Raw genomic sequence first — 14,827 nt, 5'->3', positions numbered from 1 at the left:
GCCCCTGCCGGTGCAGGCCCGCCCCGATCTCGGTCCAGGCGGCGAGCGCCGTGTGGGTCGTCAGGCTCAGCGTCCCGGGGAAGGCATCGTGCTCATCGGATTTGCCTACCGCCTGCACCGGCAGGAGCAGCACGTCGAGCGCCTCCGGCACCTGCCGCGCCACCCGCTCCAGATAACCTTCGGCGATGTAGCTGTCGGTGCCGAGGGGAAGGTGCGGCCCGTGCTGCTCCACCGCCGCCACCGGAAGGATGGCGATGGTCCGGGTCATGTCCCGGGCACGGATCTCCTCCGTCGTCAGATCGAGCCAGGATCGTGCCGGCATGCTCTCGTCCTCCGTCTTCGCGAGGGAGGACGCATCCGGTCTCGACCGCGGCTTCGTCAAGATCTCCGCAGGCCGGCTCTGCCATCCAGGGCCCGGTTCACGCTTCGGGTATCCGCCCGGCCGCGCCGTCGCGCGGCCGGGGGCAGAGGACGGAACGCCGGGCCCTGCTCGGTCAGCGACGGCGGCTGACGAGCCAGCCGAGGCCGAAAGCCGCCGCGGCGACCAGCGCCAGCGTCGCGCCGCGATTCTCTTCGGCCCGGACGGCGAGGGCATGGCCACGCCGGTTCGCCTCGTCGCGCAGGTGACGCCCACGGGAGCGGGCCTCGCGATGCAGGTGGCGGCCATGCTCCACCGCCTCGTCGCGGAAATGCCGGCCGCGGGAAGCGGCTTCGTCGGCGAAGCGGTAGCCGTCCTCGTAGAGTTCCTCCGCGCGCTCGCGGGTGCGGCCATAGGCGGCCTGGGCCACGCCGGCAATCTGCTCGTAGGCGCCCTCGGCCTGGGGACGGGCGCGGCCGGTCACGGCGCCGAGCGCCGTCCGCCCCCGGCCCTTGAGGTTGCGGATTCCGCCCTCGATCTGATCCCTGTTCATGATGAAATCCTTTCTTGAAATCGGTTGGGACCGGCCTGAAGGATCGAACCTCACGGATCCGCAGGCCTTCCGCAAAAGAGGAAGCCGCACCCGGTCGGGTGCGGCTCCGGCCTCACATCGATGGCGGGATACCGTCCGCTAGGTTCAGAGCTTGCTCTTCACCGCGTCGGCGGCGTTCTTGACCCCCTCCTTCGCGCCGCCGACGGCGCGCTGGGTCTTGCCTTCCAGCTCCTGGGCCTTGCCCTCGGCCTGGAGCTTTTCGTTGCCGGTCACCTTGCCGACGGACTGCTTGATCGAGCCGGCGGCCTCGTTGGCGACGCCCTTGATCTTGTCGGTGGTGCTGCTCATCGCCTGTCTCCGTTCATCTGCTGCGCCGGGCTTCGGCACTCTCGTGAAGCTGAACGGGATCCCTGGCGGCTTTGTTCCACTCCTATGATAAGGCGTGCGGCCTCACACCCGCTCGCATAATGAATTCATTCTGTCTGAGCGTTCAAAAAATATCTGCGCTGCGTCCAAATATTTTCCTGTCAGCGCTTGGCGCGAGAGAGGTTACGTATGCGGTATCCAAAATTCCAATATGGCTGAGCCGGGTTTAAATCCCGGCTCGTCAAGAAGATGAGTGAGTGAGGGAGCGCTCCATGGCCGTTCAAGCCGCCGATCCATTGCCCGGCTCAGGCGCCTATTCGGCGTCGCGGGCCGACACGCCCGTGGGCGGACGCTGGGGGCAGCTCATCCTCGGCGTGCTGTGCATGTCGATGATCGCCAACCTGCAGTATGGCTGGACGCTGTTCGTCAATCCGATCAACGACAAGTTCCAGTGGGGCAAGCCGGCGATCCAGGTCGCCTTCACGATCTTCGTTCTCACCGAGACCTGGCTCGTTCCGATCGAGGGCTGGTTCGTGGATCGCTACGGCCCGAAGGTGGTCACACTGTTCGGCGGCGCCCTCTGCGCCATCGGCTGGGCCATGAACTCGGTGGCCGATTCGCTGTGGTTCCTCTACCTCGCCGCCGCCATCAGCGGCATCGGCGCGGGCGCGGTCTACGGCACCTGCGTCGGCAACGCCCTCAAGTGGTTCCCGGACCGTCGCGGCCTTGCCGCCGGCCTGACCGCCGCCGGCTTCGGCGCGGGCTCGGCCCTCACCGTCATCCCGATCGCCGCGATGATCCGCGACAGCGGCTACCAGCAGACCTTCCTCGTGTTCGGCCTCGGCCAGGGCATCGTGGTGATGATCGCCGCCCTCCTGCTCTCGGCGCCCAGCGCCGCCTACAAGGACCGGATGCTCGCCGGCCGCGTCACCCCGAACGCCACGAGCCGCCGCCAATACAGCTCGGCCGAGATGGTCCGCACCCCGATCTTCTGGCTGATGTACGCGATGTTCGTGATGATGGCCGCCGGCGGCCTGATGGCGACCGCCTCGCTCGCACCCATCGCCAAGGACTTCCACGTCGACACGATTCCGGTCTCGCTCCTGGGCCTGACCCTGCCGGCGCTCACCTTCGCGCTGACCATCGACCGGGTGCTCAACGGCGTGACCCGTCCGGTCTTCGGCTGGATCTCCGACCGGATCGGGCGTGAGAACACCATGTTCATGGCCTTCATGATCGAGGGCGCGGGCATCCTGGCGCTCGGCATGTTCGCGCATTCGCCGATGGCCTTCGTGCTGCTCACCGGCCTCGTCTTCTTCGCCTGGGGCGAGATCTACTCGCTGTTCCCCTCGACCTGCGCCGACACCTACGGCGACAAGAACGCCACCGCCAATGCCGGCCTGCTCTACACCGCCAAGGGCACGGCTTCGCTGATGCTGCCCGCCTTCCTGGCGATCCAGACCGCGACCGGCTCCTGGCAGAACGTGTTCTATCTCGCCTCCGGCATGGCCTTCGTCGCGGGCTTCCTGGCGCTGTTCGTGCTGAAGCCGATGCGCGCCCGCTTCGTCGCCCGTAACCAGTGAGGGAGGGAGCCGTGACGCACTGGATCGGTTTCCTTCACGACGGGCAGCGCGGCTTCGGCCGGCTCGACGGCGAGCGGATCGAGGTCTGCGAGGGCGACCTATTCGGCGAGCCCACGCCGACGGGAGCGGTGCTGCCGCTCTCCGAGGTGAGCGTGGACCTGCCCTGCCACCCCTCCAAGATGATCGCCCTGTGGAACAATTTCGGGGCGCTGATGGAGAAGCAGGAGCTGTCCCGCCCCGAGGCGCCGCTGTTCCTGATCAAGCCCGCCAACACCTACCGGCCCTCCGGCGCGGTGGTGGCGGTGCCGGAGGCGGCGGGCCGGGCGTTCTACGAGGGTGAGCTCGGCATCGTCATCGGCAGGGTTCCGGGCAAACCCGCCCGCGACCTCACCGAGGAGGAGGCGGCGGACCACATCTTCGGCTTCACCTGCGTCAACGACGTCACCTCCGCCGCGATCCTCAAGGCGGATGCGAGCTTCGCGCAGTGGACGCGGTCCAAGGGGCTCGACGGCTTCGGGCCATTCGGCCCGGTGATCGCGACCGGTCTCGACCCGGAGACGCTCACCGTCCGCACCCTGGTCAACGGGCGCGAGCGGCAGAACTTCCCGATCTCCGACATGCTGATCCCGGCGCCCCGGCTCGTTGCCCTGTTGTCCCAGGGCATGACGCTGGAGCCCGGCGACGTGATCGCCTGCGGCACCTCGGTCGGCTCGGGCCCGACGCCGAAGGGGGCCACGGTCGAGGTGGTGATCGAGGGCATCGGCACGCTCACGAACCGGTTCGAATAAGCAGAAACTCAAGCAAAAGCGGTCTCCGCGGTCGCACGAAATCGGCCGGAACGGCGTTTGGGACTTGGCCGGCGGAGCGGAATTGGCAGCACGGGTGTAGAGACATGAGCATCGCGATCGTCGGCGCCGGCGCCATCGGCGGTTATCTCGGAGTCAGGCTGGCGGAGGCCGGTGAGGACGTCACCTTCATCGCCCGCTCCAACGCGGCGGCGATCCAGGCCGACGGCATGCGCCTGATCGAGGAGGACGGAACCGAGATCCATTCGAAGTCGGTGAAGGCCACCCGCTCCATGCAGGAGGCGGGCGTCCACGAGGTCGTGCTGCTGACGGTGAAGGCGCATCAGGTCGGCCCGATCGCCGCCGACCTCAAGCACCTGATCGGCCCCGACACGGTCGTGGTCACGATGCAGAACGGGATTCCGTGGTGGTACTTCCTCGGCGGCCACGGTGGCGACTTCGCCGGCACGCGGCTGGAGAGCGCCGATCCCGGCGGGCTGATCGCCGACAACCTCGACCCGAAGCACGTGATCGGTTCGGTGGTCTATCCGGCCACCGTTCTCACAGATCCGGGCACCGTGAAGGTGATCGAGGGCAACCGTTTCGGCCTCGGCGAACTCGACGGCTCGAAGTCGGAGCGGGTGCTCGCCCTGTCGCAGCGCCTCGCCAAGGCCGGCTTCCGCGCCCCGGTCACCAGCGACATCCGGGCCGAGATCTGGCTCAAGCTGTGGGGCAACCTGAGCTTCAACCCGATCTCCGCCCTCACCCACGCGACGCTGGAAGACATCTGCCGCTTCCCCGATACAAGGGCGATCGCCGCCGAGATGATGCGCGAGGCCGAGACCATCGCCAACGCGCTCGGCGTCACCTTCCGTCTGGGCATCGACAAGCGCATCGCCGGCGCCGAGAAGGTCGGCCCGCACAAGACCTCGATGCTGCAGGACGTCGAGGCCGGCCGGCCGATCGAGCTGGAAGCGCTGGTGGGCTCGGTGATCGAGCTCGGCCGCCTCACCGGCACGCCGACCCCACATATCGATACCGTCTTCGCCCTGATGCGGCTCCTGGCCCAGAGCCTGGAGCGGGCCAATGGGCGCCTCGCCATCCAGGGAGCGTGACGCGATGCTTCTTCCCGAAACCTCCGTCCCTTCCCCCATCGACTCCAAGGAGGCCAGCGTGGCCGCGACGACTCTCCACGAGCTGATCCAGACCGGCGCCGATGCGGCTCCCGCCCTGTCGAGCCCCGGCGGCGTGCCGCTGACCTTCCAGGCCCTGCGGGCCCTGACCGAGCGCACCATCACCGACCTCAACGCCCGCGGCATCGGCCGGGGCGACCGGGTGGCGATCGTGCTGCCGAACGGCCCGGAAATGGCGGCCGCCTTCATCGCGGTGGCCGCCGGCACCACTTCGGCGCCGCTGAACCCGAGCTACAAGGCCGACGAGTTCGAGTTCTACATGAGCGATCTCGGGGCCAAGCTGCTGCTGGTCGCGGACGGCTCGGAATCCCCCGCCGTCGGCGTCGCGGACAAGCTCGGCGTGCCGGTGGCCCGGCTGCGGCCGACACCGGAGGAGGGGGCCGGCAGCTTCACGCTGCACTTTGCCGACGATGGCGCCGCACCGGCTGAGAAGGGCGGTCCGGCCAACTCGGAAGAGATCGCCCTGGTGCTGCACACCTCCGGCACCACCTCGCGGCCCAAGATCGTGCCGCTGACCCAGGGCAATGTCTGCGCCTCCGCGCGCAACATCCGCACCGCGCTCGCCTTCACGGCGGAGGATCGCGGTCTTAACATCATGCCGCTCTTCCACATCCACGGCCTGATCGCGGGCATCCTCGCCCCGCTCTCGGTCGGTGGTCAGGTCTCCTGCACGCCGGGCTTCAACGCCCTGAAATTCTTCTCCTGGATGGAGGAGGTGCACCCGACTTGGTACACCGGCGTGCCGACCATGCATCAGGCGATCCTGGGCCGCGCAGCGCGGAACAAGGAGATCATCGCCAAGAACCCGCTGCGGTTCATCCGCTCCTCGTCCTCGTCCCTGCCGCCGCAGGTGATGAAGGAGCTGGAGGAGACCTTCGGCGCCCCGGTGATCGAGGCCTACGGCATGACCGAGGCCGCCCACCAGATGGCCTCGAACCCGCTGCCGCCGAGGCCCCACTACGCGGGCTCGGTCGGCCTTGCCGCCGGCCCCGAGATCGCGGTGGTCGATCACGACGGCGAGCCGCTGCCGGCGGGCGAGACCGGCGAGATCGTCATCCGCGGCGACAACGTGATGAAGGGCTACGAGAACAACGAGAAGGCCAATGCCGAGGCCTTCACCAAGCAGGGCTGGTTCCGCACCGGCGACCAGGGCGTGCTCTCGCCGGAGGGCTACCTCTCGATCACCGGTCGCCTGAAGGAGATCATCAACCGCGGCGGCGAGAAGATCTCCCCCCGCGAGGTGGACGAGGTTCTGATGGACCACCCGGCGGTGTCGCAATGCGTCACCTTCGCGGTGCCCCACGACAAGCTCGGCGAGGATGTCGCCGCCGCGATCGTCCTGCGCGAGGGTGTCGAGGCGGTGGAGAAGGACATTCGCGCTTTCGCCTCCGAGCGTCTGGCCGCCTTCAAGGTGCCGGCCAAGATCCTGATCCTCGACGAGATCCCGAAGGGCGCCACCGGCAAGCTCCAACGGATCGGCCTCGCGCAGAAGCTCGGCCTCGCCTGAGGAATTTGCCCGCGCGATCCGGGTGCCGTCATGGCGTCCGGATCGCATCGCTTCAGGGCGCGACGACGCTGCGGGCCTCCCCTCCGTCAGCGCGACGCTGCGAAATCAGGCGCGCGTATTCGGTTTCATGCGCAGAACAAGAAAGGGCCGGCGGATGCACCGCCGGCCCTTTTCCTTTGAACCGATCGGAAAAACTCAGTTCCGCGCGGCCATCATGTCGTGGGAGAGCACCGTGAGCTTGCCGATCAGGCTCGCCACGTCGCCGTGGGCGCAGGACCATTGCGTGCCGATGGCGCTGCCGTCGTTCGAGACCGAGACCACGGCCACGGAGCGCAGCTTGCCTTCGCGGGCGAGCTTGAGCTGATCCTGAAGCACTTCGATGATCGAGGCCACGTTCTCGTCGGCGACGGCATCGGTCGCGGCGGCGGGGAAGGGGACCACGGTGGCGTCGCTGAGGGCGCGATCGAATTTGGACATTCAGGCAACTCGACGATGCTTGAGGGAGGTGCGGCCGAGAGGTCCGGCCTGGAGACGATCCACGAGGGTAGCGAGGCGATCGGGCAGGGCGGCGTCCTTCTCGACGGACAGGCGCTTCCCGAGGGCGAAGGCGACCCCTTTGGTCACCCGTCCCACGGACAATCCCTCGTCGCGGGAAACGGCCTGCTTTCGGTCCGTTCGATCAGGGTCGGCGCTCGGATCAGCCATCGCTTCCTCGCTCTCGGACGATTGCACGAGGCTGATCCTGCGCGCCGCATCGCGTCATGAAAATGGCACCGGAGCGGTCACGCTTGCGCATTTCTCCGGCTGTGACGCGAAAGCGACAGTCTCGCCGTGCGCCTCAGTGGGGATCCTGCCAGCCGGAACGAGCCGGGGCGGGCGTGCCGGTGCCTCCGCCCCGCACGGGGCGGACCATGTCGGACCGAGGGGAGGCCGGTTCGGCCATGGCCGCACGGCGCGGCGCGGGGCCGCGCGCGTGGCGGCGCAGGGCGGCGCGGCGCTTGCGAGCCGAGCGGGGACGCGCGTTGCTGTTCGAACCGATGACCCCGCCGGCCACGGCACCGACCACGGCGCCGACCGGCCCCGCCACGAGCGCGCCGGCAACGGCGCCCGCGCCGACGCCCATCGCGGTCCGGTTCTCGGCCCGCGCGGGCGCGGCGAAGCCGGCGAGCAAGGCGAGGCCCACGCAGGCTCCGAGGCAGGTCTTTCGCATCCGGTTCATTCCCCTGAAAACGCTATTCAGGGTGCCCTTGGCCTTCGATCATGACGAAAGGTTGACCTCTCACGACACGGTGACTTGGCCGTTTCGACCAATTTTTCCAGTAAAGCTGTGCTTGTTCTTGCGGCCTTGCTTAGGCCTGCGCCGTCGCGCCGAGCGGCCGGCGCAACCCGAGCACGAGCGGCACGATGACGAGCGCCGTGGCTGCGACGGCGAGGAGGCCGATCGCCGGGCCGGCCCTGTCGCCGAGGGCGCCGTAGGCGATGGGGGCGAGGCCGCCGGCACCGATCACGGCGGTGTAGAACCGGGCGAAGGCCCGGCCGACATCGCCCCGCGGGGCGAGATCCGGCACCGTCCCGTAGAGCACCGAGGAGGTGCCGTTGAGGGCGAGGCCGACGAGGGGCAGCAGGGCCAGGGTTCCTCCAAGGGGCAGGACGAGGATCGCGGCGACCAGCAGGGCGGTGGCGGTTTCCGTGGCGACGACGCTGCGCACGACCCCGATCCGTTCGCCGAGCCAGCCGCAGACCGCCTTGCCGAAGGCGCCACCGGAGAACACCAGCGCCAGGGCGAGACCCGTCGTCGTGCCCGTGCCCCCCTTCGCTTCGAGCAGGAAGGGTAGGAACAGCAGGGCGCCCATCCGCGTGGCGGTATCGAGGGCGCCGATAATCATCAGCAGGGGAAAGCCCGCGCCCTCCGTGCCGGCCCTGCCGGTGCGGGGCGGTGCGGCGGCCAGCGATCCGCGCGGCAGGACGAGGAGGAGCGCCAGGGCCACGGCGAGTCCGGTCGCCGCCATCAGGCCGGAGACCGGCCGCCATGCCATCCAGCCGAGCAGCAGCGCGACCACGACCGGGAACAGGGCTTTCCCGAGATCGCCGGAGAAATTGTAGATCCCGAGCGGCCCCCGCGCGGCGGCGCCATAGGCCTGGGACACCAGCAGCGAGGCCTGCGGATGCTGAATGCTGGCACCGATTCCAGCCAGCACCAGTCCGGCACAGAGCCCGGCCAGCCCCTGGCTCAGGGCCATGATCACGAAGCCGGCGGCCGCGACCAGGGTCGAGAGCGCCAGTGCGGCCCGGACCGGAAGCCGCGCCGCCAGCCGGTCGGCCGGGATCTGCAGCCCGCCCATGGTGGCGTAGTAGAGGCTCCGCATCACGGCGAGGCCGGCATAGCCGAGGCCGAATTCCGTCTGCCAGACCGGCAGCAGCACGTAGAGCAGGTCGGTGTAGCCGTCATGCAGCGCGTGGGCGAGACAGGCCCCGCCGAGGCTGCGCCGTCGATGGGGCTCGGCCGGCGCCGTCGCTCCGTCCCATCGATCCAGCGAAACGGCGCGGTTCATCGAAAGACATCTCCGGTGACGGTTGCGCCGGCACCTTAGATCCGTGAGCTTTTGGTGATGAGAGCCGGATCGCTCACGGGTTGCGTGCGATTTTCTCACGGTTCCGACTGAGGACAGGGATGCGCCGTCTGCCGCCGCTTCACGCGTTACAGGTGTTCGAGGTCGCTGCCCGCGCCGGCAGCTACGCCCAGGCCGGGCTCGAACTCGGGCTGACCCACGGTGCCGTCAGCCGCCAGATCGGGGCCTTGGAGGGATGGCTCGGCCAGCGGCTGTTCGTCCGGGTCGGCCGCAGGATGGTGGCGACGCCGGCGGCCCGTGCCTTCGCCGAAGAGATCAGCCTCTCCTTCGATCGCCTCACGGCGGCGGCGGAGGCCTGCGGCCGTCCCCAGGCGCCGCGTGTGCTCAAGGTCAGCGCGCCCTCGACCTTCGCCATGCGCTGGCTGATTCCGCGCCTCGACGGGTTCCACCGGGCGCGGCCCGGAACCGAAGTCGCGGTCGCCACGACCACGACCTTGCAGGACGCCCTGCGCGGCGGCTTCGATCTGGCGATCCGGCGCGGCCCCGAGCCCTGGCCGCAATTCCGCGCGGTGCCGTTTCTGGCGGAAGCCGACACGCTGGTGGCGAGCCCGGCGCTGCTGCGGGACAAGCCGCTCCCCGCGTTGGGCGATCTCGCCGGCCACGTCCTGCTCGCCACCGAGACGCGGCCGGGCGATTGGAGCGACTGGCTCGCCCGCGCCGACGTGACGCTGCCCGGCGGCACCCGCCGCCGGGTCTTCGACCATTTCTTCGTCACCCTCCAAGCCATGGAGGATGGCTGCGGCCTCGGCATCGGGCCCTTCCCGGTGCTCGACCGCGCGGTCGAGGCGGGCCGGCTCGTGGCCCCGTTCCCGGAGATCCGGGTGAGCCGGCCCGGCTACTTCGTCCTGACCCCGTTCGATGCCGACAAATCCCCCGCCCTCACGGCCTTCGTCGAGTGGCTGGTGGCGGAGGGAAGCCGGCCGGGTCTCACAATTCCCCGGTGAGGAACTGCGCCCGGCCGTGACCGAAGGACCAATCCTCGTCGGTGTTCTCCACCGTCGAGACCATCACGTCGGCCGGAGCGATGCCGCAGGCCGCCTGAAGCTTCTCGGTCAGCAGGCGGTAGAACAGCTCCTTCTTCTCACGCCCCCGGGGCCGGGTGATCATCTGCACCACGACCACGTCCCGGGTGCGCGGGATGTCGAGACCGGTATCCTCGACGATCATCCGCGAGGGCTTGTGCTCGGTCACGATCTGGTAGCGATCACCGGGCGGCACCTGAAAGGCCTCCAGCATCGCCTCGTGCGCCGCATCGAGCAGAGCCTTCAGCTCGGCGTCGCTGCGGCCTTCGATCAGGTCGAAGCGCATCAGGGGCATCGAAAACTCTCCAGGATAATGGGCTGAGACGGCGCCTACTGGCGGTGGCCGGGCACAGGCGGTTAAGTAGCTCCGCTTCCGGCCGCTTCCAACCGACTCGGATCGTCCGTATTATGCATTCAAATCGAGGGCGGGATGGGCGAGCGGCGTCCTCACTCGCCCCTTCTCGGAGGAGATGAGAGATGTCCGATTTGCGGTTGCGCCGCAGCGTTCTGTACATGCCGGGTTCGAACCCGCGCGCCCTCGAAAAGGCCAAGACGCTGCCCGCCGACTCCCTGATCCTCGACTTGGAGGATGCCGTCTCCATGGAGGAGAAGGAGTTGGCTCGCGAGCAGGTCTGCGCCGCGGTGAAGAGCGGCGGCTACGGGCATCGCGAACTCGTGATCCGGGTGAACGCGCCGCAGACTCCCTGGGGCGATGCCGACCTGCGTGCGGCGATCCAGGCCAAGCCCGATGCGATCCTGATGCCGAAGGTGTCGTCGCCTGCGGTGCTGGAAAGCGTCGCCGACGCCTTGGAGGCGCTCGATGCACCCGATTCCATCGCCGTCTGGGCGATGATCGAGACGCCGGCGGCGATCCTCAACATCCATGAGATCGCCAAGGCGCGGCGCGACCGGCGCAACCGGCTCACCGGTTTCGTGCTCGGCACCAACGATCTGGCCAAGGACACCTGGGCGCAACTCGTGCGCGGGCGCGTGCCGATGCTGCCGTGGATGATGCTCACCCTGGCCGCCGCCCGGGCCGAAGGGCTGATCATCCTCGACGGTGTCTGGAACGATATCGCCGATCCGGAGGGCTGCCGCGAGGAGTGCCGGCAGGCGCGCGACCTCGGCTTCGACGGCAAGACGCTGATCCACCCCAACCAGATCGAGCCGGCCAACACTTCCTTCGCCCCGACGGAGGAAGAGGTCCGCCGCGCCCGCCTCGTGATCGAGGCCTTCAACCTGCCGGAGAACGCCAAGCGCGCGGCGATCAAGGTCGAGGGCCGGATGTACGAGCGTCAGCATATCGGCATGGCCCGCCGTGCCGTGGTGTGGTCCGAGACCATCGCCGCCCGCGACGCCGCCGCCTGAAACACGAAACGGCCGCGCCCTGGGGGGCGCGGCCGTCCCGTCATGCCGGGGCGTGACGGGGAAGAGCGTTACCAGCCGTAGCCGTAATCGTAGGCCGGGCCGCCCCAGGAATAACCGCCATAGGCGCGGCGCGGGGCATAGTAGCCGCCATCGTAGTAGCCGACGCTGCGATAGCCGTAAGCCGGACGGGCGTAGCCGTACCCATAGCCGGCGACCGGGCGGGCATAGCCGTAATCGTAGCCGTAGCCACCACCGTAGCCATAGCCGCCGTAGCCGTAGCTGTTCGACGCGGCCGCGCCGAGGAGCGCACCGGCCGCGAGACCGCCGACCACGCCGGCTGCCACGGCTCCGCCGCCGCCACGGCCGCGCCAGCGCGCCTCGGCATCCGTCGACGACAGGGCGCCGACGCCGAGGACGGCCACGGCGGACAGAATCGCAAGCTTCTTCATCAAACCTCTCCGAGAACGGCGGATCGCCGATCCATTGGCGTCCCAACGAGGATGACCAGGAATCGGTTCATTCGCGATGTGTCGAAGCTCACGCTACGTTCTGTCACATGAACGACGGTGCAAGGGCCCGTTCATCCAATTGTCAGGCGCGTTCCCCGGTGAAGGACAGGGGGGTAGAAGCGGCCGGCTGCCGAATTAATCTTGGCCGTACTCACTCAGGCGTCTTCAACGCCGGCCCCCGACTTCGTCGAGGTGTTCCAGAAGCATGGCCGGGTCGTCGTAGACCCGCACGGCACCGGAACGTTCCAGCTCCTCCGTGCCGTATCCGCCCGAGAGCAGGCCGACGCCGAGCCCCCGGCAGCGGCGGGCGGCCAGCATGTCCCAGATCGAATCGCCGACGATGACCGCGTGCTCGATCGGCGCGTCGAGCCGCGCGGCGGCGGCGAGGAAGAGGTCGGGATCGGGCTTGGCATATTTGACGAGGTCGCGGGTCACCACCGGCACCTGAGCGGGATCGACGCCGAGGGCGACGAGGTTGTGGGCCGCCGTCTCCATCCGCCCGCTGGTGGCGATGGCCCAGGGGATACGGTTCTCGGTCAGGGTCGTGAGGAGTTCCTTGGCTCCGGGCAGCGGCACGACGCCCTTCGAGAGCCGGCCATAGGCCTCGGCGTGCAGGCGGCGCAGGCGGTCGATCCGCTCCGGGTCGATCGCGAGCCCGGTCTCCCGCAGGAGCTGGTTGGTGAACAGGCCCCCGCTCATGCCGATCTTGCGGTGGATGCGCCAGACCGAGAGCGGGATGCCCTCTTCGTCGAGGGCTTCCTTCCAGGCGAGGACGTGCTGGTAGACGCTGTCGACCAGGGTGCCGTCGAGGTCGAACAGGAAGACGGTGTCGATGCGCATGAGCGGGCTCCGCTGGGATCCGGGGCGGCTTTCGCGGCCCTTCGTCTCGGACAACGGGTGCCGGGGCGAGGCGATGCATCGGTCTGCCTGAGAGCAGGGGAGGCGGGATGAGCATGGCGCTCCGCCGGTACGGGCATTGACCGGCGGCGGCCGAGCGGGTTGGGTCGCCGCCGTCCCGCCATGCTGTTCACCCATCTCGCCGACGACCTGTTCCGCCCGCTCGCCTCGCCGAGCCGGGCCTTCAATGCGGCCCTGCTGCTGCACCTGCACGCGTGCGTGTTCGGCGATGCCGCCGAGCCCCTGCGCAAGAGCGAGCTCCTGGCGGCCATCGGCGATTTCTCCGCCGGCTGGAGTCAGGCCGAGATCGCCGATGACGAGGCGACGCCGCTCGATCCCATCGAGCGCCGCTCGGTGGTCTATCGGCGGCTGATCGATGCCGGCTGGCTGGTGGAGAGGCGCGAGCGCTACGTGCCGGTGGTCGATTTCGATCCCGATGCCCGGCTGCTGATCGAGGAGCTGGCGCGGATCGAGCGCGGCGAGACCCGCTCCTATGGCGGCGCCGTGCTGGAGGTGCTGGGGGCGCTGGAGAGCGCCATCGCCAGCCCGGCCGACCGCTCGGAGGCCCTGCGCAATGCGGCCAAGGCGTCGCGGGTCTTCCTCGGCCATCTCCGGGGTCTGGCCGGGGCCATGCGCAAGCTCGAGGAGCGGATCCTGCGCGAGCCGGATCTCAGCGCGGCCTTCCGGCTCTATTTCGAGGAATTCGTCGAGCGCCACCTCGTCTCCGATTACCGGACGTTGCACACGCGCTTCAATCCGTTCCGCTTCCGCTCCGGCATCGTGCGGGAGGCCGGCCGGGCCCTGCGCGATCCGCTGACGCTGCGGGCGCTCGCCGAGGGCAACCTGCGCGAGGGCCGGGCCGCCGACACAGCGGCGGCCGAACGGATGGTGCGTACCGACCTCGTCGAGATCCTGTCGATCTTCGAGGGGCTCGACCCGCATCTCGACGCGGTGGCCGAGGTGGTGGCCCGGCTGGAGCGGCGGATCTCGGCGGCCCTGCGCTACCGCGATCCGCGGGATTCGGCCCGGATCGAGCGGGCCGCCGCGGCCCTGCGCGCGGTCGGTGCCGCCGGGGACGATGTCGCCGGCCTGCCCCTGCCGCAGGTCTCGCTCCTGCGTCCGCCGATCGGTCCGCCGCAACTCACCAATCCGCGCATGCCGCGCCGGGTCATCGATTACGAGCCGCTGCCGGAAATCGATGTCGATCCGGCGATCGAGGCCTTCATCGCCGCCAAGGACGAATTTCGCCGCCGCGTCACCGTCACGCCGGAGCGGATCGTCGCCTATCTCGATGCCCGGCTCGGGCAGGTGAAATCCCTGCGCGGCTCCGAGATCGTCCTCGACGACGTCGATGCCTTCGTGGTGTTCCAGCGCCTGCGCGAGATCGACGTGCTGTTCGACGGGATGCTGCGCGACCGCTATCGCGTCGCCCGGACCGAGGGCCGGGTCTCCAATGGCTGGCTCGATTGCCCGGATTTCACGATCGAGCGCGTCCCGGCCGCCGCCGCGCGGCGCCGGGCCGGCAAAGCAGGTTGAGAACGCCCGATGCTCGAACCCTTCCGCGCCATTCTCGACGGGGAGGAGCCGCCGCCCCCCGGCCGCTCGGCCCCGAGCGAGGAGGAGTTGATCCGCGCGCTCCAAGTGATGCTGAAGAGCCAGTGCATCTACGCGGCGACCACCGGCATCGGCCGCTCCTACGAGCTGGCGCGCCACTATGCGCCGTTCTTTCGCGATTACTTCGCCTGCCTCGGCTACCGTTTCGAGGTGGCCCATCGCGACCAGATGGTCTTCCTCGCCCTGCCGCCGGACGGCGTGCGCCATGACGCCCAGGGCGAGCGGCTGCGCAAGGACGAGACCCTGGTGCTGCTCGCCCTGCGGCTGGCCTATGAGGAGGGGCTGCGCGACCACCGCGTCTCCACCGACGGCACGGTGGAATGCACCACCGACGACATCGCCGACGCGATCCGCTCCGCCGCCCGCGCCGAGCCGCCGGACGAGGCCCGCCTGATCGAGATCCTGCGCCTGTTCTCCCGCAAGGGCGCGCTCCGGCTCGGCG

General features: G+C 69.3%; 18 protein-coding genes. 8 read left to right on the top strand and 10 right to left on the bottom strand.

The window, feature by feature from the left end; genetic code table 11:
• The 3 genes from MZTS_RS15410 to MZTS_RS15400 form a co-directional block, all read right to left on the bottom strand.
• Positions 1-322 (bottom strand): creatininase family protein (locus MZTS_RS15410; protein WP_192284527.1); only part of this gene is annotated, 322 nt, incomplete at its 3' end.
• Positions 323-494: 172 nt separating this feature from the next.
• Positions 495-911, bottom strand: a complete 417-nt coding sequence (locus MZTS_RS15405) for a CsbD family protein (protein WP_192284526.1) — start codon at positions 909-911, stop codon at positions 495-497.
• Positions 912-1,055: 144 nt separating this feature from the next.
• Positions 1,056-1,259, bottom strand: coding sequence for a CsbD family protein (locus MZTS_RS15400; RefSeq protein ID WP_192284525.1), 204 nt, complete (start codon positions 1,257-1,259; stop codon positions 1,056-1,058).
• Positions 1,260-1,549: 290 nt separating this feature from the next.
• Between MZTS_RS15400 and oxlT the strand changes: the two genes are divergently transcribed.
• The 4 genes from oxlT to MZTS_RS15380 all read left to right on the top strand — a co-directional run bounded on the left by oxlT (position 1,550) and on the right by MZTS_RS15380 (position 6,345).
• Positions 1,550-2,860 (top strand): oxalate/formate MFS antiporter, encoded by a 1,311-nt coding sequence (gene oxlT, locus MZTS_RS15395; RefSeq protein WP_192284524.1) that lies wholly within the window; start codon positions 1,550-1,552, stop codon positions 2,858-2,860.
• Between the two features lie 11 nt (positions 2,861-2,871).
• Positions 2,872-3,648, top strand: a complete 777-nt coding sequence (locus MZTS_RS15390; protein WP_009865086.1) for a fumarylacetoacetate hydrolase family protein — start codon at positions 2,872-2,874, stop codon at positions 3,646-3,648.
• 104 nt (positions 3,649-3,752) lie between these two features.
• Positions 3,753-4,760, top strand: a complete 1,008-nt coding sequence (locus MZTS_RS15385) for a 2-dehydropantoate 2-reductase (protein WP_192284523.1) — start codon at positions 3,753-3,755, stop codon at positions 4,758-4,760.
• A gap of 4 nt (positions 4,761-4,764) precedes the next feature.
• Positions 4,765-6,345: an acyl--CoA ligase gene (locus tag MZTS_RS15380; protein WP_192284522.1), complete on the top strand. Its 1,581-nt coding sequence runs from the start codon at positions 4,765-4,767 to the stop codon at positions 6,343-6,345.
• A gap of 195 nt (positions 6,346-6,540) precedes the next feature.
• Here the strand turns inward: MZTS_RS15380 and MZTS_RS15375 are convergent, their stop codons facing one another.
• From MZTS_RS15375 to MZTS_RS15360, 4 genes are all read right to left on the bottom strand, one after another.
• Entirely contained in the window at positions 6,541-6,822 is a 282-nt protein-coding gene (locus MZTS_RS15375; protein WP_192284521.1) for a hypothetical protein, read from the bottom strand.
• Complete coding sequence (locus tag MZTS_RS15370; protein WP_210329313.1) at positions 6,823-7,050, bottom strand: hypothetical protein; 228 nt, start codon at positions 7,048-7,050, stop codon at positions 6,823-6,825.
• A 133-nt stretch (positions 7,051-7,183) separates the two neighbouring features.
• Positions 7,184-7,555 (bottom strand): hypothetical protein, encoded by a 372-nt coding sequence (locus MZTS_RS15365; RefSeq protein WP_009864806.1) that lies wholly within the window; start codon positions 7,553-7,555, stop codon positions 7,184-7,186.
• Positions 7,556-7,694: 139 nt separating this feature from the next.
• Positions 7,695-8,897 (bottom strand): MFS transporter, encoded by a 1,203-nt coding sequence (locus MZTS_RS15360; protein WP_192284519.1) that lies wholly within the window; start codon positions 8,895-8,897, stop codon positions 7,695-7,697.
• Positions 8,898-9,016: 119 nt separating this feature from the next.
• Here MZTS_RS15360 and MZTS_RS15355 point away from each other — a divergent pair, with 119 nt between their 5' ends.
• Complete coding sequence (locus tag MZTS_RS15355) at positions 9,017-9,919, top strand: LysR substrate-binding domain-containing protein (RefSeq protein WP_192284518.1); 903 nt, start codon at positions 9,017-9,019, stop codon at positions 9,917-9,919.
• On the opposite strand, the gene MZTS_RS15350 is transcribed toward MZTS_RS15355, so the two are convergent.
• Positions 9,903-10,292 carry a tautomerase family protein gene (locus MZTS_RS15350; protein ID WP_009864586.1) on the bottom strand — a complete coding sequence of 130 codons (390 nt, stop codon included), beginning with the start codon at positions 10,290-10,292 and terminating at the stop codon, positions 9,903-9,905. The genes MZTS_RS15355 and MZTS_RS15350 overlap by 17 nt on opposite strands.
• Positions 10,293-10,474: 182 nt before the next feature.
• Between MZTS_RS15350 and MZTS_RS15345 the strand changes: the two genes are divergently transcribed.
• Entirely contained in the window at positions 10,475-11,365 is an 891-nt protein-coding gene (locus tag MZTS_RS15345; RefSeq protein ID WP_192284517.1) for an HpcH/HpaI aldolase/citrate lyase family protein, read from the top strand.
• A 68-nt stretch (positions 11,366-11,433) separates the two neighbouring features.
• On the opposite strand, the gene MZTS_RS15340 is transcribed toward MZTS_RS15345, so the two are convergent.
• Together MZTS_RS15340 and MZTS_RS15335 are read right to left on the bottom strand one after the other, a co-directional pair.
• On the bottom strand, positions 11,434-11,814 hold the full coding sequence (locus MZTS_RS15340; protein ID WP_192284516.1) for a hypothetical protein: 381 nt from the start codon (positions 11,812-11,814) through the stop codon (positions 11,434-11,436).
• Between the two features lie 225 nt (positions 11,815-12,039).
• Positions 12,040-12,714: an HAD family hydrolase gene (locus MZTS_RS15335; RefSeq protein ID WP_192284515.1), complete on the bottom strand. Its 675-nt coding sequence runs from the start codon at positions 12,712-12,714 to the stop codon at positions 12,040-12,042.
• Positions 12,715-12,894: 180 nt separating this feature from the next.
• Here MZTS_RS15335 and MZTS_RS15330 point away from each other — a divergent pair, with 180 nt between their 5' ends.
• Both MZTS_RS15330 and MZTS_RS15325 read left to right on the top strand, forming a co-directional pair.
• Entirely contained in the window at positions 12,895-14,307 is a 1,413-nt protein-coding gene (locus MZTS_RS15330; protein WP_192284528.1) for a Wadjet anti-phage system protein JetA family protein, read from the top strand.
• Positions 14,308-14,316: 9 nt separating this feature from the next.
• A partial coding sequence (locus tag MZTS_RS15325; RefSeq protein ID WP_192284514.1) for a DUF4194 domain-containing protein occupies positions 14,317-14,827 on the top strand: 511 nt, incomplete at its 3' end.

This window comes from Methylorubrum zatmanii, assembly GCF_014845115.1.
Classification (GTDB): Bacteria; Pseudomonadota; Alphaproteobacteria; order Rhizobiales; family Beijerinckiaceae; genus Methylobacterium; species Methylobacterium zatmanii.
This window is presented reverse-complemented; position numbering and strand designations above follow the sequence as displayed.